This window comes from Corynebacterium sp. HMSC035E02, assembly GCF_001836065.1.
In the GTDB taxonomy this organism is placed as follows: domain Bacteria; phylum Actinomycetota; class Actinomycetes; order Mycobacteriales; family Mycobacteriaceae; genus Corynebacterium; species Corynebacterium hiratae.
The window spans coordinates 70048-87016 of sequence record NZ_KV827333.1 but is presented as its reverse complement, the minus strand read 5'-3'; the positions used below and the strand labels follow the sequence as shown (position 1 = coordinate 87016).

At 63.0% G+C, this 16969-nt stretch carries 20 protein-coding genes; 14 read left to right on the top strand and 6 right to left on the bottom strand.

The features are described from left to right. Window positions 1-404 precede the first annotated feature (404 nt). Entirely contained in the window at window positions 405-1295 is an 891-nt protein-coding gene (locus HMPREF2635_RS04785) for a cation diffusion facilitator family transporter (RefSeq protein WP_046647215.1), read from the bottom strand. Window positions 1296-1366: 71 nt separating this feature from the next. Further along, entirely contained in the window at window positions 1367-2545 is a 1179-nt protein-coding gene (locus HMPREF2635_RS04780; protein WP_246824850.1) for a lipase family protein, read from the bottom strand. 79 nt (window positions 2546-2624) lie between these two features. Here HMPREF2635_RS04780 and HMPREF2635_RS12935 point away from each other — a divergent pair, with 79 nt between their 5' ends. Next, complete coding sequence (locus HMPREF2635_RS12935; protein WP_080975064.1) at window positions 2625-2795, top strand: DUF4236 domain-containing protein; 171 nt, start codon at window positions 2625-2627, stop codon at window positions 2793-2795. Beyond that, complete coding sequence (locus HMPREF2635_RS04775; protein WP_049154726.1) at window positions 2795-4111, top strand: threonine/serine exporter family protein; 1317 nt, start codon at window positions 2795-2797, stop codon at window positions 4109-4111. The genes HMPREF2635_RS12935 and HMPREF2635_RS04775 overlap by 1 nt, the downstream gene beginning before the upstream one ends. On the opposite strand, the gene HMPREF2635_RS04770 is transcribed toward HMPREF2635_RS04775, so the two are convergent. Further along, a complete protein-coding gene (locus HMPREF2635_RS04770; protein WP_070821339.1) occupies window positions 4077-4937 on the bottom strand; it encodes an HhH-GPD family protein in 861 nt (286 codons plus the stop codon). The genes HMPREF2635_RS04775 and HMPREF2635_RS04770 overlap by 35 nt on opposite strands. A gap of 41 nt (window positions 4938-4978) precedes the next feature. Between HMPREF2635_RS04770 and HMPREF2635_RS04765 the strand changes: the two genes are divergently transcribed. Continuing rightward, window positions 4979-5602: a carbonic anhydrase gene (locus HMPREF2635_RS04765; protein ID WP_046647221.1), complete on the top strand. Its 624-nt coding sequence runs from the start codon at window positions 4979-4981 to the stop codon at window positions 5600-5602. 114 nt (window positions 5603-5716) lie between these two features. Continuing rightward, a complete protein-coding gene (locus HMPREF2635_RS04760; RefSeq protein ID WP_070821338.1) occupies window positions 5717-6442 on the top strand; it encodes a hypothetical protein in 726 nt (241 codons plus the stop codon). Here HMPREF2635_RS04760 and radA read toward each other — a convergent pair. Next, the gene (gene radA, locus HMPREF2635_RS04755; RefSeq protein WP_070515862.1) at window positions 6429-7811 is read right to left on the bottom strand and encodes a DNA repair protein RadA; all 1383 of its coding nucleotides are present in this window, start codon (window positions 7809-7811) and stop codon (window positions 6429-6431) included. The genes HMPREF2635_RS04760 and radA overlap by 14 nt on opposite strands. A 169-nt stretch (window positions 7812-7980) precedes the next feature. Between radA and HMPREF2635_RS04750 the strand changes: the two genes are divergently transcribed. Further along, a complete protein-coding gene (locus HMPREF2635_RS04750) occupies window positions 7981-8190 on the top strand; it encodes a hypothetical protein (protein ID WP_049154730.1) in 210 nt (69 codons plus the stop codon). Between the two features lie 43 nt (window positions 8191-8233). Beyond that, complete coding sequence (locus HMPREF2635_RS04745) at window positions 8234-8467, top strand: hypothetical protein (RefSeq protein WP_070821337.1); 234 nt, start codon at window positions 8234-8236, stop codon at window positions 8465-8467. 123 nt (window positions 8468-8590) lie between these two features. On the opposite strand, the gene HMPREF2635_RS04740 is transcribed toward HMPREF2635_RS04745, so the two are convergent. Continuing rightward, the gene (locus HMPREF2635_RS04740) at window positions 8591-9166 is read right to left on the bottom strand and encodes a hypothetical protein (RefSeq protein WP_070511090.1); all 576 of its coding nucleotides are present in this window, start codon (window positions 9164-9166) and stop codon (window positions 8591-8593) included. A 288-nt stretch (window positions 9167-9454) separates the two neighbouring features. Here HMPREF2635_RS04740 and HMPREF2635_RS04735 point away from each other — a divergent pair, with 288 nt between their 5' ends. The 8 genes from HMPREF2635_RS04735 to HMPREF2635_RS12930 all read left to right on the top strand — a co-directional run bounded on the left by HMPREF2635_RS04735 (window position 9455) and on the right by HMPREF2635_RS12930 (window position 16095). Next, window positions 9455-10039, top strand: coding sequence for a CarD family transcriptional regulator (locus tag HMPREF2635_RS04735; RefSeq protein ID WP_046649265.1), 585 nt, complete (start codon window positions 9455-9457; stop codon window positions 10037-10039). After that, a complete protein-coding gene (ispD, locus tag HMPREF2635_RS04730; RefSeq protein ID WP_070821336.1) occupies window positions 10011-10763 on the top strand; it encodes a 2-C-methyl-D-erythritol 4-phosphate cytidylyltransferase in 753 nt (250 codons plus the stop codon). Before HMPREF2635_RS04735 ends, ispD begins: the two co-directional genes overlap by 29 nt. After that, window positions 10756-11247: a 2-C-methyl-D-erythritol 2,4-cyclodiphosphate synthase gene (ispF, locus tag HMPREF2635_RS04725; protein ID WP_070511084.1), complete on the top strand. Its 492-nt coding sequence runs from the start codon at window positions 10756-10758 to the stop codon at window positions 11245-11247. Before ispD ends, ispF begins: the two co-directional genes overlap by 8 nt. Window positions 11248-11691: 444 nt before the next feature. Further along, on the top strand, window positions 11692-13098 hold the full coding sequence (cysS, locus tag HMPREF2635_RS04720; RefSeq protein ID WP_070511082.1) for a cysteine--tRNA ligase: 1407 nt from the start codon (window positions 11692-11694) through the stop codon (window positions 13096-13098). Between the two features lie 59 nt (window positions 13099-13157). Next, window positions 13158-14108, top strand: a complete 951-nt coding sequence (rlmB, locus tag HMPREF2635_RS04715; protein WP_070511080.1) for a 23S rRNA (guanosine(2251)-2'-O)-methyltransferase RlmB — start codon at window positions 13158-13160, stop codon at window positions 14106-14108. A gap of 18 nt (window positions 14109-14126) precedes the next feature. Next, the gene (locus tag HMPREF2635_RS04710) at window positions 14127-14861 is read left to right on the top strand and encodes an AAA family ATPase (RefSeq protein WP_010188884.1); all 735 of its coding nucleotides are present in this window, start codon (window positions 14127-14129) and stop codon (window positions 14859-14861) included. Further along, window positions 14858-15508 (top strand): AAA family ATPase, encoded by a 651-nt coding sequence (locus tag HMPREF2635_RS04705; RefSeq protein WP_010188886.1) that lies wholly within the window; start codon window positions 14858-14860, stop codon window positions 15506-15508. The genes HMPREF2635_RS04710 and HMPREF2635_RS04705 overlap by 4 nt, the downstream gene beginning before the upstream one ends. Before the next feature lie 305 nt (window positions 15509-15813). After that, complete coding sequence (locus tag HMPREF2635_RS12930) at window positions 15814-16095, top strand: ATP-binding cassette domain-containing protein (RefSeq protein WP_080975062.1); 282 nt, start codon at window positions 15814-15816, stop codon at window positions 16093-16095. A 33-nt stretch (window positions 16096-16128) separates the two neighbouring features. Here the strand turns inward: HMPREF2635_RS12930 and HMPREF2635_RS04700 are convergent, their stop codons facing one another. Beyond that, on the bottom strand, window positions 16129-16968 hold the full coding sequence (locus HMPREF2635_RS04700) for a CE1 family esterase (protein ID WP_049154736.1): 840 nt from the start codon (window positions 16966-16968) through the stop codon (window positions 16129-16131). Window position 16969: the final 1 nt, after the last annotated feature.

Below are 16969 nucleotides of genomic sequence, written 5' to 3'. Positions count from 1 at the left end.
CTTTCTTTGTGTGTCCTCCAGCCGCGATGGGAGGCACGCCCCAGTGGGCGGGAAGGCCCAGTGGGCGGGAAGGCCCGCCCACCACTAGAAGGGAATCAGCACACCGTCTCGTGAGATTCGTGCTCCGGGTGCTCGACCTGGATGATGGAGGCGTTTGGTAAAAGGCGTCTGACAAAAGGCATCTGTCATAAGGCGTTTTCACGGCTGAAAACGCCTTTTACGCCTTGTAGATGGCGTTTTTAGACCCAAAGATGCCGTTTGCCAGATGCCTTTTGCGGGACGCCCTTTTGACTTGGTTCAGTTTCGTGCGGAACAATCCCACCCCACCGCCGAAAAGTACCAGGTAGCAGTGTTAGGAGTGACGTTGCTCGCCCGCTCATGACCTAAGCCGGGCTAGAAGGGAATCAGCACACCGTCTCGTGGGATTCGTGCTCCGGGTGCTCGATCTGGATGGTGGAGTGCTCGATGCCGTGCTCGCGCAGGGCTTGCTGGGCGGCATCCAACAGAGGGCCGGTCTCGACGGTACCGTCGCGCACGATGTGCACGGTCGTCAGCACGTTCACGCCGTCCAGGCTCCACAGGTGTAGGTCGTGGATGTCGGCAACACCCTCGATCTGTCGCAGCGCGGGCTCGATGACGCTGGCGTCGAAGTCCGCCGGGACCTGCTCGAGCAGCACGCTCGCCGAGAGCCGCATGAGCTGCCAGGCGCGCGGGAGCACCATCGCCGCGATCACCAGGGAGGCGATCACGTCCGCCGCCACAAACCCCGTGGTCAGTACCACGACGCCCGCCACGATCACTGCGATCGAGCCGAGCATATCCACCAGCACGTGCAAGAACGCGCCCTCCACGTTGATTGAGGATTCGCGGTGCCGGTGCAACACCCACGCCGATAGCGCATTCGCCACAAGGCCAATCACCGCGATGATCAGCATCGTTGTTCCTTGTACCTCAGCTGGGCTCTGCAGGCGGCGCACCGCCTCGACGACAATCCACACCGAGATCGCCAGGACCATCACCGCGTTCGCTAGCGCAGCAAGCACCTCTACTCGCCGGTAGCCGTACGTGGCCTGGGCTGATGCTTGTCGACGCCCAACCAACACCGCTAACACCGCGATGATCAACCCAGCGGCGTCGGAAAGCATGTGCATCGCATCCGCCATCAGCGCCATTGAGCCCGCCAACCAGCCGCCGATCAGCTCCGCGAAGAAGACGGTTCCGGTAATGCTCAGCGCAATCAGTAGTGCGCGCAGCGGCGTGCTGGAGTGATCGTGGTCGTGGTGCTCGTGTGCCATGCACTCAGTCTATCCCCGCCGGCGCTTATTGACAATTAAATGAAAATGGATGGCGGCGCCAGGGGGCGATTCTAGGATTCGGCAGGTTGGCAGTTTGACGGTGCGGGGACGTCGCGGAAGCGGTCGATGAGGTAGTTCGTGCCCTGCAGAACCGCGCGGACCGTGGGCGCGGCATGGTTGGTGCCCGAGCCCGGGCTCACGTTCACCGCCCAGGCGTCCTCAAAGTAGACGGTCCCACCGGCAGCACAGAAGTCGTGAGCCATGCGGCGTGCTTGCTGGTAGGGGATGATGTCATCGGTCGGGGAGTTGACCACCATCATCGGGGCGTTGAGAGCCCGCTGGCCGAGGCGCTGCTCGTGCAGCATGCGGGAGGCCACCGGCTTGCGGCGCAGGAGCTCGGCGAAGGATTCACCGCTCGTGGTCAGCTCACTGGTTCGAACATTTCCCCAGGTAGACATCGATTCGCGCAAGCAAAAGGTGGCAGCGTCGGCGAGGAATGTGTGGCCGCGTGGATTCATCTCACCGATGATTTCCCGGGAGAACTCTGGGCTGCGCTCCGCAAAACCATTGATGGCGTAGCCCAACACGTGAACGAGCGCTGAGCCGTCGACCGCCTGCATCACCTCGAAGAGGTCCGCTGGAGGTGCACCGGCGAAGGTTCCCTTGACGTTGAGCTCGGGGGCGTAGCTAGCGGCGTATTCGCCCGCAGCGGCAGCTGCGCCACCGCCTTGGGAGTAGCCGACAAATCCCACGGGGGAATCGGCGGGAGCACCGGCGAGCCGGAGCGCGGCGCGGGCGGCGTCAAGAACCGCGTGGGCCTCCTCGACGTTGTTGACATAAGAATGGTGCCCCGGGGTTCCGAGCCCGATGTAGTCCGTGACTACGACGCGCACACCTTGGGAGGCCGCGTAGTTATACACGCGCGTGGCCGCAGCTTCATAGCGCTGGTCAACGCGGTTGCCGTCGGCGGCGAAACGGGCTTGGGACGGCGCACACTGGTCACCCGCCCCACGCGTTCCCGGCGCGTAGACGATAGTTGGGCGCTCGCCCGGCCCGTTCCATGGTGCTGAGGGCTCGTAGACCATGCCGGTCACCGTGGTGGGCGTGCCATTCATGAGGGTGGAGGAATAAGAGATAACAGTGGCCTTAACACCGGGTTGTTCTATCGGTGACGCCGATTGGACGCTGCCCGGCTCCACCGCGTGGGCGGCGGGCGATGCCAGAATAAGAGCAGCGGTGGTCGTTAGCACTGTTAACAGGGATTTTATTCGCACAAAGCTCAGAGTAGCCTGCGGCGTCGTAGTGCGCATCCGCGCTAAGCTGGCACGCATGGGAATTTATTATCGCAAGCGCAAGAAGACCGGAAAGAACAGCTGGATCAACCTCTCCGGCTCCGGTGCCTCGATGTCGACGAAGGTCGGCCCCGTGACGTTTAACTCCCGCGGCGGCATGTGGGTCAACCTGCCCGGAGGCCTGAATTTCCGGGGACGCTGGCGCTAATGACATCTCACCCCAACAGCGACTATGTCCGTATGGGGTACGAGGCCGACGTCGTCTTGCGCCTAGGCATGATGCTCATGGGGGCGGGAACGTCCGGCTACCGCGTGCTGCGCGGCATGAAACGTGCCGCCCGTGCGCTCGGCTTTGATCGGCTCGACGCCAACGTGGGCGTCACCCAGATAACGTGCACGTTTCACCGCGGCCGCGAGTTTCGCACCGTGGTGGCCCAGCAGCATTCACCCGCCGTCGACGCCTCCCGCATCGAGGCGCTGGAGGATCTCACCCACCACAGGCTGTACGCGGGCATTACTGCGGAAGAGCTCACGGAGATGCTTGATTCCATCGAGTCAACGGTGGTCAAGCGTTGGAACCGCTGGCTCTTGGCTGCAGCGGCAGCTATTGCGTGCGCCTCTTTCGCGGTCCTGAACTTCTTCACGCCGCTGGCGATTCTCCTAGTGGCTCTCGCCGCTTTCTGCGGCCAGCTCACCCGCGCGGTCTTGCACGGCAAGCACGTTCACCAGCTGGGTTGCATCGTGGCGGCCGGAACTGTGGCTAGCCTCGTGTACTTCTTCACCACCGAGGCTGTGGCCGCCGCCGGGGTGGCGGACCCGTCGGAGTTTTCCTCGGGCTATGTGGCCGCCGTACTTTTCCTCATTCCCGGCTTCCCGCTATTCTCCGCGCTCATTGATCTCGCGCGCTTCGACTTCGAGGCCGGACTATCCCGCCTGACCTACGCGCTGACGGTGATCACAGCTGCGACCTTTACCGTGGCCTTAGTCAGCTGGACCACGGAACTCACCCCGGAACCGGGAATTCCGGACTATGCGCCCGTGTGGTACCTCGCCGCCGCGGCGGCCAGCTTCCTAGGCATTTCCGGATTCGCGTTCCTCTTTAACTCCTCGCGCCGGATGGTGCTCGTGGCGGCCGCGGTGGGAACGGTGGCCAACCTTGTGCGCCTGCTCCTCATCGGCGTCGGGGCCACGGCCTACGTCGGCGCCTTCGTAGGTGGTCTCATCGTCGGGCTCTTGGGTGCGGTGGCCTCCACACGCGCACACCTACCGCGCATCACCACGACGGTGCCCGCGTCCGTCATCATGATCCCGGGCACCTCCATGTTCCGCACTGTCTATCACCTTAACGTGGGTAACATGGACCAGGCGTTGAGCAACTTCGCTACCGCCTCGATGGCCGTGGCAGCCATCGGCTGTGGGCTTATCCTCGCGCGCCTGTTGACCGACCGTGACTGGACCTTCGGCCACCTCATCGACTTCTCACATGTGCCTAGTGCGGAAGGTGGAACAAACCCTCGTCGTTGACATCCATCAACCCATCCTCGAGCAGTGAGGCTTGTGCGCGCGAGCGCTGTGCCGCGTCCGGCCATACCGCGTCGAGCGCGGATTGCTCGACGGGATGAGGGGTGGCGCGGAGGACGTCGAGAAGCAGCCCGCGCACCTGCCGGTCCGTACCGGTGAACTTTTGCACGCGCTTCTTGGCCCGCGCGGTCTCTTCTTCGCTGGGCTCCGGACAGCCCGCGAGCTGCCAGGCGCACGTGGACTTGATGGGGCAGGCGGCACAGTCGGGGTTCTTCGCCGTGCACACCAGCGCGCCGAGTTCCATGAGTGCGGCCGAAAAACGCGGACCGTTCTCATCCGGAAGCAGGGCTTCTACCTGTGCTAATTCGCGTTTCGCGGGCGTCGGGGCGAGGAAGCGCCCCTCCTCGGCGCGGGCGTAGACGCGGCGGACGTTGGTATCTACCACCGGGACGTTGTGGCCAAAATGGAAACAGGCTACAGCACGCGCGGTGTACTCACCGATCCCCGGTAGCGCCAAGAGCTTGTCGACGTCCCCCGGGACCGCTCCTTCACCAATCTCCTTCGCACACTCCCATAAGCGCAACGCGCGGCGCGGGTAGCCCAGCTTTCCCCATGCGCGCAGCACATCCGCTTTGGAAGCCGCCGCGAGGTCCTGTGGGGTGGGCCAGCGGCGCATCCACTCCTCCCACTGCGGGGCGACGCGCGCGACGGGTGTTTGCTGGCTCATGACCTCGCTTAAGAGCACGCCCCACGCTGAGGTGCCCGGCCGGCGCCACGGTAGGGGACGCTCATGGGCATCGAACCATTCCACGACAGCTTGGGTATCCATAGGCATCTCAGTGTAGGGCGGTGGGGACTAGAGTAAGAATCATGCCTTTAGTAGATGTCCCTCAAAACCCACAGAAGGTGTGGGAAGCCCTCCAGGAAGGTAACCACCGCCTGGTGACGGGTAACCTCATCGACGTAAATCAAGACGCGAAGCTGCGCGCTGGCCTGACCCAAGGCCAGGACCCGCGCGTGATCGTGCTGGCCTGCTCCGATTCCCGCGCGCCCATTGAGCACGTGTTCAACATTGGTTTCGGCGATGCCTTCGTCATCCGCACCGCCGGGCACATTCTAGACAGCGCGGTAATGGCGTCGTTGGACTATGCCCTGGAGAATCTCAAGGCCAACCTGCTCGTGGTGATGGGGCATCAGTCCTGCGGTGCGGTGGGCGCAGCCTCAGACTTCCTAGCGGGCGGTGATCTGCCGACGGGCCTGCAGCGTCCGATCATTGAGCGCGTGGCCGCTGCCTCGATGGTGGCCAAGCGCGATGGCCGCGAGGAGCTCGCCGACTTCGAGCGCGAGAATACCGCGCAGACAGTCTCCCAGATCATTTCTGACGTCCCGGCTGCGCGCCAGCTTCTCGACGCCGGCACGCTCGGCATCGTCGGCCTGCGCTACCTCCTGGAGGATTCCAGCGTGGAGACCGTCGTCCTGCACGGCGTTCACTAGGCTCGCCGGCTGGTCCGGGCACTGAGCGGGGACTAAGCGCATAGAAGTCGCTGCTCAAGACACGCGGCCCCGGGCTGGCCCGGGTTGGGCTCGAATCCCCTTAAACTAAGAGCTGTGACTGAGCCATCCCGTACCCCGAAGCAGCTGCCGCGAGAGATTTACCTGCGTCGCCGCATCGCCGCGCTCGTGGCGATTCTGGTACTCGTGGTTATCCTTATTTGGGCTGCCACCGCGCTCTTTAGCGGTTCGAAGGAGGACCCGGGAGCCGAGTCGCAGCAGGCGGCGGCGTCGGGCACTCTGACTCCGTCGGAGGATGCAACCTCGGCGGTGGAGACGACCGAGTCCACCGCGTCTGAGGAATCCACCGAGCCCGAGGCGGGGGAGACGGACAAAGAAGAACCGACCTCCGAGGAAAAGCCAGCTGAGCTCACCGTTGATCCATCCAAGACAACGTGTTCCCTCCAGGACCTTAAAGTGATGGCCAAGACCAACGAGGACAGCGTCCCCGCCGGTAAGATGCCAACCTTCTACTTGGAGGTATTCAACCCGACGACGGAGGACTGCTCTATCGATCTCGATGAAGAGCAGCTGCGTTTCGAGGTTTACAAGATGGGCTCCAACGAACGCGTGTGGTCCGATACCGATTGCTATGCCTCAGTGGAAACCGGCAAGCAGACTTTCAAGTCCGGTGAGACGCGCTACTTCCAGGCGGATTGGTCCCGCAAGCGCTCCGAGCCGGGCCAGTGCACCGAGCGCGAGGAAGCCGAGCCGGGCGCTTACTTCCTGCATACTGTCATCGGGGAAAACTACTCCCCAGCGTTGCCGTTCAACTTGCTTTAAGCGCTGCAATCGCCTCGCTCAGGGTTGCGGCTTGGCGCACCTGCATGCCGCCGCCGACCTCTACCTTTCCGGGCGGGACGATGGCGTAGCGGTAACCCAAGCGGGACGCTTCTGCCAAGCGGCGGTCTAGGTTCGGTACGCGGCGAACTTCGCCAGCTAGGCCCACCTCACCGATGACCACCGTCTTCGGTGGTAGCGGCTGCTCGTGCAAGGAAGACCACGTGGCGAGCGCTACGGCAAGATCCGTCGCCGGCTCTTGAATCTTCATGCCGCCCACCGTGGCCACGTAAGCGTCCTTATCGTTGGTGCGTTCACCGGCGCGGGCCTGCAGTACGGCGAGCACCATCGGGACACGGTTGGCATCGAGCCCCGTGACCACGCGCCGCGGGTTCTTCGCCACGGGGTCGACGGTCAGCGCCTGCACCTCCGCCAGGATGGGGCGCACGCCATCCATGGCGACGGTCACCGCTGAACCGTCTGGGGTGCTGCCGCGGTGGGAGAGGAAGAGACCGGAAGGGTCCGCCACCTCCCGGATGCCGGCGGCGGTTTGCTCAAAGCAGCCCATCTCATCGGTGGCGCCGAAGCGGTTCTTGAGTCCCCGGAGCAGACGCAGGGAGGATTGACGGTCACCTTCAAAGTTCAACACGACGTCCACGAGGTGCTCGAGCACGCGCGGGCCAGCGACGTTGCCGTCCTTGGTCACGTGTCCGACGAGGAGGATGGGGATGCCGGTGGTTTTGGCCAGCGTGGTCAGGGCTGCGGTCACCGCGCGCGACTGTGCCACGCCACCGGCTACGCCCTCCACCCCGGCCGCGTGCATGGTTTGGACGGAGTCCACGATGAGGAGGCTGGGCTTGAGCTGTTCGACGTGACCAAAGACGACATCCAAATTCGATTCGGCCGCGAGGTAGAGCGTCTCGTGCAAGGCCCCGGTCCGCTCGGCTCGGGCGCGGACCTGCCCGGCGGATTCCTCGGCCGTGGCATAGAGGGCGGTGCGGCCCAGCTGCGCCCAGCGGGAGGCGACCTCCAATAACAAAGTGGATTTTCCGACTCCTGGCTCACCCGCCATAAGCACCACCGAACCGGGAACGATGCCGCGGCCAAGAACGCGATCGAGCTCCCCGATGCCAGTGTTGAGGGCCTTCGTGGCGGCAGCGCCCACCTTCGTAATCGGAACCGCTGGGCTCGTCGGTGTCAGGCCGGTTGGTCGGCGTCCAGACACAGCGGCCTGGGCCGCGGTGCTGCTTTCTGACGCCGCGGTTTCCTGCAACGTTCCCCATGAACCGCACTCGGGGCAGCGGCCAAGCCACTTGGGGGAGACGAAGCCGCATTCAGAGCACGTGTGGACGGGACGAACCTTTTTTGCCATGCCCATCACTCTAGTAAGTGGTGTGGACATTCACGTCGCGGGCAGGGTCGCACCCTTTTCATCGCGCGCGATATGCACAGAGGCGCTACAGTGTTAGCCAGGTTACATCTTGTGTGTGCCTGCCCCCTCTTTATCCCCGTCCGATTTCTCACAACAAGAAGGTATTTCCATGAAGATTCGTCGTACCCTCGTCGCCGCTGGCGCTGCTGCCGCCGTCGCCCTCGCTGGCACCCCGGCTGCTTCTGCCGCACAAGCTCCCGAGCCGCTGGCCACTGTTCTGACCGAGATCACCAACGTCGCTGGCTATGAGGCTCAGAACCTCATCCTCGTCCCGGCGGCGCTGTCCTCCTTGGGCTTCCTGTCGAACCTGCTGTCCTAGTCCAGTTCACTTACCCCCACACCTCACTATTCAAGGAGACCCCATGAAGATTCGTCGTACCCTCGTTGCTCTGGCCGCTGCTACCTCCCTGGCTGTAGCTGGCGCCCCGGCCGCTTCCGCCGCTACCTACCCGGAACCGCTCAACCAGGTTATGGATGAGATGGTGAAGTACGGCGGCCCGCAGGCACCGAACCTTCTTCTCATCCCGGCTGCCCTGTCCTCTCTGGGCATTCTTAACTCTCTGCTTGTGATGACTACGGCATCCTCGCGAGCTTAAGAGTTTCCTGCGTTCGCTGAGGAGCGTTAAACGCACACCGCCCCAACTGCCAAAGTTGAAGCCCGTGATTCGGAGATCCGGGAAAACTTTGGCGGCTGGGGCGGTTCTCTATGAAGAAAAGGCTTACTTGTTCTCGGCGTAGCCCTCGGTGGACTGCGGGTCGCGGTCAAAGTCACCGGACTGCAGCGGGGAGGCGGACACGGTGGCGTCAACCTCGATGGTGCCGGTGTTAAAAGTGAAGGTCACCGGGCGGGCGCCGCCGAAGGCGAAGCCGTCGTTCTCTAGGGTGGTGGCCACGTAGGTGATGTTCTTGTCCTTGCCGTCCTTCGGGAGACGGTCCAGGTTCGTCTGGGAATCAGCGTAGAGGGCGTGATCGCGAGGAAGCGGCTCTGCGCCTTCCAGTGGTACGTCCTGGCCGTCGACGCTCACGGACTCGAGGACGACGTCGTCGACCTTGTAGCCCTGGTTGACGGCCACGAACTTCAGGGAGGTCTCACCGGTGTCCGGTTCAACCTGAATGGTGACGTCACGCACGGCCACCTTGCCATCTTCGGTGCTTGCGGATGCGCCGTCGACAGCAATGACCTTTTCCGCGGTCTGTGCAACATGACCGGCCGAGCAGGACGCCAAGGCCAGCGCGGAGAGGGCGGTAACTGACATGATGGCACCGCAGCGAGCGGCGGACTTCAGGGACTGCACTGTGAGTGTCCTCCATTGAATTGCGATCACAAAGCTTATCAACGCTTTAGCCTAGTACCTCCGCAGTAAAAGCACACAGTTTCCGACAAACCTCTTGGGTAAACCGGGGGTAGCCGCGCTTTATGTTGGCCGTCATCGTGGTGTAAAGCGAGCTGCTCTACGGGCCTGGGTGGGGGAGCAGTGCCGGAAAACTGCGTGCTAGAGTAGATACCCTGTATATGCGGCCCACTGAGAGTACGCCGAGAGCGCACGATGGGCACCGTCTCAAAGGCTTCATAAGGAGTGGCAATGGAATTTAAGGTCGGAGAGGTCGTCGTCTACCCCCACCACGGCGCCGCCAAGATTACGGCGATTGAAACGCGCGAGATGGGCGGCGAGGAGCTCGAGTATCTCGTCCTCCAAATCAACCAATCCGACCTCGTGGTTCGTGTGCCCTCCAAGAACGTTGAGATGGTGGGCGTGCGTGATGTTGTGGGCAAGGAAGGCCTCGAGAAGGTCTTCTCCGTCTTGCGCGAAGAAGACGTGGAGGAGGCCGGCAACTGGTCCCGCCGCTACAAGGCCAACCAGGAGCGCCTTGCATCCGGCGATATCAACAAGGTGGCAGAAGTCGTGCGTGACTTGTGGCGCCGCGATCAGGACCGCGGCCTGTCCGCCGGTGAGAAGCGCATGCTTGCCAAGGCCCGCCAGATTCTGGTCGGTGAGCTTTCCCTGGCTAAGCCGGTCGATGACAAGAAGGCGGACACCATGATGGAGGAAATCAACGCCACCATCGAGCGCCACCGCGCCGCCGGCTTGGTCGAGGACAAGTCCATCACCACCGACATTGACAATGACGTCGATCTCGATGACCTCTCCTTCGACGACGAAGACTAATACCCGCCGCGTGATCGCCCTCGTCGCGGCGGCCGGCCAGGGAACGCGCCTCGGCGCTGACATTCCTAAGGCCTACGTGGAGCTGCGCGGAAGTACCCTGCTTGAACGCTCCGTGAAGGCCATGATTACCTCGGAATTTGTCGATGAAGTCATCGTTCTCGTCAGCCCCGCCATGGAGGATTATGCCACCAGCATCCTCGACCGCATCGATTCTGATGTGCCCGTACGCATCGTCCACGGCGGGGGTGAGCGCGCCGATTCCGTCTGGGCGGGCCTGCAAGCCATCCCAGATGAGGATGCCGTGGTGCTGGTCCACGACGCCGCCCGGGCGTTGACGCCGCCGGGGATGATCGCGCGCGTCGCCAAGCGCGTGCTCGACGGTGCCACCGCGGTCATCCCGGTCCTTCCCGTCGCGGACACCATCAAAGAAGTCGAGGGGACCACGGTGCTGTCTACTCCGGATCGCTCCCGCCTGCGTGCCGTGCAGACGCCGCAGGGTTTTAACCTGGCCGCGCTGCGCCGCGCCAACCTAGACTATTGGGCGCAGGACCCTGACTTTGTCGCCACGGATGACGCCAGCCTGATGGAATGGCACGGTGAGCGCGTGGAGACTGTGCAGGGAGATACTTTCGCGTTTAAAATCACCACTCCCATCGACCTCGTCCTGGCGAAGGCCGTGACGGATGAGGCCGAACCGACCATCTTCGAGGTGCCTAGTGACTAACCCCATCATCCCGCGCGTGGGAATCGCCACCGATGCCCATCAGATCGAGCCCGGAAAACCCTGCTGGATTGCAGGCCTTCTCTTTGAGGACGTGGATGGCTGCGAGGGCCACTCCGATGGGGACGTGGTGAGCCACGCGCTTGTCGACGCCTTGCTCTCCGCCTCCAACCTCGGCGACCTCGGCTCCTTCGTTGGCGTGGGCCGGCCAGAGTACGACGGAGTCTCCGGAGCACAGTTGTTGCGCGAGTGCCGCGAGCTGCTGAAAAAGGAAGGCTTCATCATCGGCAACGCCGCTGCGCAACTGGTTGGCCAGAGCCCCAAGATGGGCCCGCGGCGGAAGGAAGCCGAGGCCGTTCTGAGCGACATCCTCGGCGCCCCAGTGTCCGTCTCTGCGACGACGACGGATCACCTTGGCTTCACCGGCCGCAAGGAGGGCCGCGCTGCCGTGGCCACCGCCGTGGTCTGGCGCGCCACCGAGTCCTAACCTGGTGTCAGGAGAAAGGGGGCGCTGTGGCTTTGACAATGCGAATTACCAATACCGAGGCACTTCGTGCTCGGCACGACGAACTCCTGCACGCCTCCATGGACATGCTTGAGGCATCTGACAAAGGGCGTCTGACAAAAGGCATCAGTCAAATGGCGTTTTCACGGCTGAAAACGCCATTTAGACGTTGCAGATGGCGTTTTTAGACCCAAAGATGCCTTGTGACAGATGCCTTTTACGGGACGCCTTCCTGTCTTAGGTCAATTGGGTGCGGAACAATCCCACCACGCTACTGTAAGCCGCCAGTATCAGTGTTAAAAGCGACGTTGCTCATCCATCCACGACCTAAATCGGGTTGAATGGACAGGCACTGCGCCCAGTCCTGCTCCGTGTGACCATCGGCCGTGGTGAATTCCTACCTGCGGGTCAATTAGACTAGGGCGGGTGAGTACTTTGCGCATTTTTGATACCGCCACCCGCAGCCAACGTGAGTTCGAGCCGGTTCGTCCCGGCCACGCGTCGATCTACCTGTGTGGTGCTACCCCGCAGTCGCAGCCGCACATTGGGCACCTGCGCTCCGGCGTTGCCTTCGACATCCTGCGCCGCTGGCTTAGCGCGCAAGGCTATGACGTGGCACTCGTGCGCAACGTCACCGATATCGATGACAAGATCCTCACCAAGGCCGCTGAGAATAACCGCCCCTGGTGGGAGTGGGTATCCACCTATGAGCGCGAGTTCACCAAGGCCTACAACACCCTGGGAGTTCTGCCCCCTTCGGTGGAGCCGCGCGCGACGGGCTTTGTCACCCAGATGGTGGAGTACATGCAGCGGCTTATCGACGCCGGCTTTGCTTATGCCGTGCCTGGCGAAGACGGTGTTGGCTCCGTCTACTTCGACGTCGCGGCGTGGAATGCCACGGAAGGCTCGGACTACGGTTCGCTGTCCGGCAACCGCGTCGAGGAAATGGAACAGGGCGAAACAGACAACGCGGGCAAGCGCAGCCCCCAGGACTTCGCTCTGTGGAAGGCGGCTAAGCCGGGCGAGCCATCCTGGCCCACCCCGTGGGGTCGTGGCCGACCGGGCTGGCACTTGGAGTGCTCGGCCATGTCCACGTACTACCTAGGCAGCGAGTTCGATATTCACTGCGGTGGCTTGGACTTGCAGTTCCCGCACCACGAAAATGAGATCGCGCAGTCCCATGCGGCGGGGGACAAGTTCGCCAACTACTGGATGCATAACCACTGGGTCACCATGGCCGGTGAGAAGATGTCGAAGTCCTTGGGCAACGTCCTCTCCATTGCCAACATGCTGGAGATCGTCCGCCCGGTGGAGCTGCGCTACTACCTGGGCTCCGCGCATTACCGCTCGGTGCTCGAATATTCCGAGGCGGCGCTGACCGAGGCCGCAGCCGGCTATCGCCGCATCGAGGATTTCGTAGGCAAGTTCGAGGGCGTCGAGAAGGGCGAGTGGACCCCGGCCTTCGAAGAAGCGATGAATGATGACATCGCTGTGCCGAAGGCACTGGCGGAAATCCACACCACCGTGCGCGCGGGCAATAAGGCGCTGAGCGACGGCAACCGTGAAGAGGCTGAGCACCTCGCCGGAGCCGTGCGCGCTATGGCCGCGGTTCTTGGCTTTGATCCACTGGATGAACAGTGGAAAGATAGTGGCGAAGAAAGCGGCGCTGAAGCGGCCCTGGACGTTCTCGTTCGGGCCGAATTGGAGCGTCGCACCACCGCCCGCGCAGAAAAGGACTGGGCTACTGCGGACGCCGTGCGCGACCGCCTTGCAGCCGCGGGTATTACCATCACCGACACCGCCGACGGCCCCACCTGGTCCTTGGCGGATTAACCGTCCTTGGCAAAGGCCAAGGACAGCACAGAAGTCGAGGACAACAAAGGAGAAGAATTATGGCACGTACCCATGGCCGCGGCGGCGCGGGCGCCCGCAAGTCCAATAAGAAGGGGGCTACGAAGGGCTCTGGTGGTCAGCGTCGCAAGGGCCTGGCCGGCAAGGGCCCTACGCCCAAGGCGGAGGACCGCGTCTACCACGCCAAGCACAAGGCGAAGCTGGAACGCGAGCGCCGCAATTCGGGCCGCCACCAGAAGGAGACCGCGGAGATGGTCGTTGGCCGCAACCCGGTCATCGAGTGCCTGCACGCCAAGGTGCCTGCTACCTCCCTCTACATCGTGCAGGGCACGCGTAATGATGCCCGCCTGTCGGAGGCAGTGGCCATGTGCAATACCCGCAACATCCCGATTCTTGAGGTCCAGCGTCACGAGATGGATCGCATGACCGGCAACGGCATGCACCAGGGCATTGGCCTGCAGATCCCGCCGTACAAGTATGCCGACGTTCATGACCTGATGGATCGGGCCCGCGATGCTCAGGAACCGGGTATGTTCGTCATCCTCGATAACATCACCGACCCGCGCAATCTCGGCGCAGTCATCCGCTCCGTCGCGGCCTTCGGCGGCCATGGTGTCATCATCCCAGAGCGTCGCTCCGCCTCCGTCACCGCGGTGGCCTGGCGTACCTCCGCCGGCACCGCCGCGCGCTTGCCGGTGGCTCGCGTGACCAACGTGACCCGCACGGTTCAGGAGTTCCAGAAGGCCGGCTACCAGGTTGTTGGCCTGGATGCGGGAGGCGAGCACACCCTCGATACTTACAACGGTGGCACCGACCCCGTTGTCATCGTCATCGGCTCTGAGGGCAAAGGCATTTCGCGCCTCGTCCGCGAGAACTGCGATGCTATCATGTCCATCCCCATGACCGACTGGGTTGAATCCCTCAACGCCTCCGTGGCGGCAGGTGCGGTGCTTTCCGAGTTCGCCCGCCAGCGTCGCGCGGCCCAGAAGTAGGCTCACGCTTTCGTCGCCATGTTCCTCACGAGTGTGCGTCCCGCCCCGGAGCTTATTGGGGAGGGACTGCCCGGCGTGCCGGAACACATGCGCCGCCTGGGCGTGCTCATCGCAGCGCTGCCGGGCGGCGCCCTGCGTTTGCCTACGCCCGTGACTGTCGTCGTGGGGGATAACGGCGCCGGAAAATCCACGCTGCTCGAGGCCATCGCCGTGGGGCTTGGCGTCAATCCCGAGGGCGGCTCGCGCCACGCCCGGTTTGCCACCGGCGACGAGGACTATCCCGAGTGGCTCATCTGCTCGCGGGCGCACAACCCGCGCGACGTGTACTTCTTGCGCGGCGAGACCTTCCTCAACTTGAGCGAGTATCACCACCAGATCCACAGCCCGGAGAATCCCGATCCGCTCAGTGACCTGCCGTTTCTCAGCCACGGCCAGGGTCTGCTCGCCCTCGTCGAGAGACGCTTCCATTCTGACGGAATGATCATTCTCGACGAGCCGGAAGACGGCTTGTCCTATCCCCGGCAGGTCGAGGTTGTCACGCAGCTCGAGCGCCTCGCCGCCCAGGGCGCGCAGGTCATCCTCGCGACGCACTCGCCAGTCTTCCTCAGCATGCAAGGCGCGACCGTCTACGCGTTCGGCGACAAGGGGATTGCGCCCGTCGCTCCCGAAGCGACGGAAGCTGTCCACGCCGCGCGCGAGTTCCTTGCCGATCCATTGGGGACCGCCGCGTTTCTTATTGGGGAGGGCGAATGAGAGACTTCTATGTCGACGCCTATGCCGCGCTGGACGGCGGCCACGGACCTGAGTGGGTGTCCTCCGTTCCTGGTTTCGTGGCGCTGCGACGCCAAGGACTGGACCTGCGTGCGCCGGTGACCGTGCTGACCGGGGACAACGGGGTAGGAAAGTCGACGCTCGCCGAGGGCATTGCCTTCGAGTACGGCTTTCCTGAGCGCGGTGGGATATGGGGTGTGCAGCGCTCCGCCGGTCCCATCAATCCCCTCCGGAGGTGGGCGAGCCTGCGGCTAGGTACCGCGCCCAAGGACGGCTACTTCCTGCGAGCGGAGGCGCACTACAACGTTGGTTCGACCGCGATGTCGCATGGCGAGTCCGTCATGGACGTCGTGCAGCGTTCCTTTGATGGGCGCGGGCTCTACATCCTCGACGAGCCGGAATCTGGGCTTTCGCTCGTGCGGCAGATGACGCTCATGGCGGAAATCCATCGCGCCGCGGAGGCGGGTGCGCAGTTCATCGTGGTGACGCACTCGCCGATTGTGGCAGCCATCCCCGGTGCGCGGATTGTTGAAATTACAGAAGATGGGTTCTTCCTTGAGCTGCGCGACGTGACACAGACGCTGGCGTTTCAGTCGTTGCGTGAGTTTCTCTACGCCTCCGGATGCTAGATTCAGGGCCGAGAAAGCTGGATGGCGATCTTTACTTCTTGGTTGCTGGCCAGTACTTCACATCTTGAACATTCAGATTGCGTGCGTGTGCCGAATACAAGGTTCTGGAGGATTGGGGTTCCACGGTTTAGAGACGAGGACAACTCGGTCCTTTGCCTGCCGTTTTCACCTTGTACAGATTCAGCTGCGGGTAACTTGAAGAATCTTCGCCAGCAAACCGTGACATCGAGAGTAGATACATGCACAGACGTGTGCAACATCACGCTGGGACGTAATAATTCTCTAGATAACAACGGGTCGCAAGTGTGATTAGTCAGTACTCGAGAAAAGAAAACCTACGCGATGGAACGCGACCTCTACGCGATCGTCAACGACATTGCCGACCACTACAACAAGGTTCACTGAATGATGAACTGAAGGATCTTTTATCCCTTGTAGGCCTTTCATTGCACCACAGTGTTTCCTGCGAGCATGCTTCGCTCGGTATGAAACAGCGTCTAGGAATCGCCAAAGCACTGGTCGGTAATCCACAATTATTGCTTCTCGACGCTCACCTACGAACGGCCTCGACCCGAGGTTGGGGCTGAGTGGAGTGAGACACGATGGGGCGCACGTGCAGTCTAGAGCCCGAAGAATTCCTCCACGAGCTCGGCAGCGATGAAGGAATCCGTGTTTTTACCCAGGCGTGGGTCCAGCTCGTTGCCCGACGGGATGACGTGGCCCATGCCCTCGACGCTCACGAGCTCGACCGGCGCGCCGGTGGCGTCTGCCGGCTCCCAGCGGTCGACAACGGTGTCGGGGAAAAGGTGGGTGCGCTCTGGGCCGGCGGCATGGTTGAGCTCCGCGAAGCGTGCGGCGTTCTCCTGCGCGCCGGTGACGGCACCGCGGGTGCGCTTCGGGTCAATGCCCGCCGTTCCGCCCGTATAGGGCGCGAGCCGGTCGCCCGTGCCGTGGACGAACATGACCGGGGTGGGTTGGTACGCCGAGTCCGGATTGGTGGGCGCATGGTTGGCGCCGGCGCCGAGAGTGGAGGCGAAGATGCAGGCGGCATCGGCAAGCCCGGGGGCGTCGAAGAGCAAGCGGATAACCATCTGCCCGCCGTTGGAGAAGCCGCAGAGGAACACGCGGCTAATCTCCTGCTCCGCGCGCAGCTCGTCGAGGATGGCGCGCGTGAAGGCGACGTCATCGATGCCCAGCTCGCGCGCGGCGACGGGCAGGGTGGCGCGGGCATCGTTAAAGTGCTGTTCCACGCCGGTGGGGTAGACCGCAAGCATGCCGTGGCGGGTGGCGAGGTCATCGAACGTGCCGTTAGTGAAGCGGCGGATGACGTTCGCGGATTGCAGGGAGCCGTGGAAGAACAGGAGGAGGTCTCTCTGGCGATCGACGTCATCATTCGGGCGGTACACGAGGTACGTGCGGGTGCGGTCTTGTAATTCGAGGCTACGGCGTTCCAAAGTCACG

Coding starts and splice junctions, on each gene's coding strand:
- HMPREF2635_RS04785 (WP_046647215.1), bottom strand. CDS start 1,295: ATGGCACACGAGCACCACGACCACGATCACTCCAGCACGCCGCTGCGC.
- HMPREF2635_RS12935 (WP_080975064.1), top strand. CDS start 2,625: ATGGGAATTTATTATCGCAAGCGCAAGAAGACCGGAAAGAACAGCTGG.
- HMPREF2635_RS04775 (WP_049154726.1), top strand. CDS start 2,795: ATGACATCTCACCCCAACAGCGACTATGTCCGTATGGGGTACGAGGCC.
- HMPREF2635_RS04770 (WP_070821339.1), bottom strand. CDS start 4,937: ATGGATACCCAAGCTGTCGTGGAATGGTTCGATGCCCATGAGCGTCCC.
- HMPREF2635_RS04765 (WP_046647221.1), top strand. CDS start 4,979: ATGCCTTTAGTAGATGTCCCTCAAAACCCACAGAAGGTGTGGGAAGCC.
- radA (WP_070515862.1), bottom strand. CDS start 7,811: ATGGCAAAAAAGGTTCGTCCCGTCCACACGTGCTCTGAATGCGGCTTC.
- HMPREF2635_RS04750 (WP_049154730.1), top strand. CDS start 7,981: ATGAAGATTCGTCGTACCCTCGTCGCCGCTGGCGCTGCTGCCGCCGTC.
- HMPREF2635_RS04745 (WP_070821337.1), top strand. CDS start 8,234: ATGAAGATTCGTCGTACCCTCGTTGCTCTGGCCGCTGCTACCTCCCTG.
- HMPREF2635_RS04735 (WP_046649265.1), top strand. CDS start 9,455: ATGGAATTTAAGGTCGGAGAGGTCGTCGTCTACCCCCACCACGGCGCC.
- ispD (WP_070821336.1), top strand. CDS start 10,011: ATGACCTCTCCTTCGACGACGAAGACTAATACCCGCCGCGTGATCGCC.
- rlmB (WP_070511080.1), top strand. CDS start 13,158: ATGGCACGTACCCATGGCCGCGGCGGCGCGGGCGCCCGCAAGTCCAAT.
- HMPREF2635_RS04710 (WP_010188884.1), top strand. CDS start 14,127: ATGTTCCTCACGAGTGTGCGTCCCGCCCCGGAGCTTATTGGGGAGGGA.
- HMPREF2635_RS04705 (WP_010188886.1), top strand. CDS start 14,858: ATGAGAGACTTCTATGTCGACGCCTATGCCGCGCTGGACGGCGGCCAC.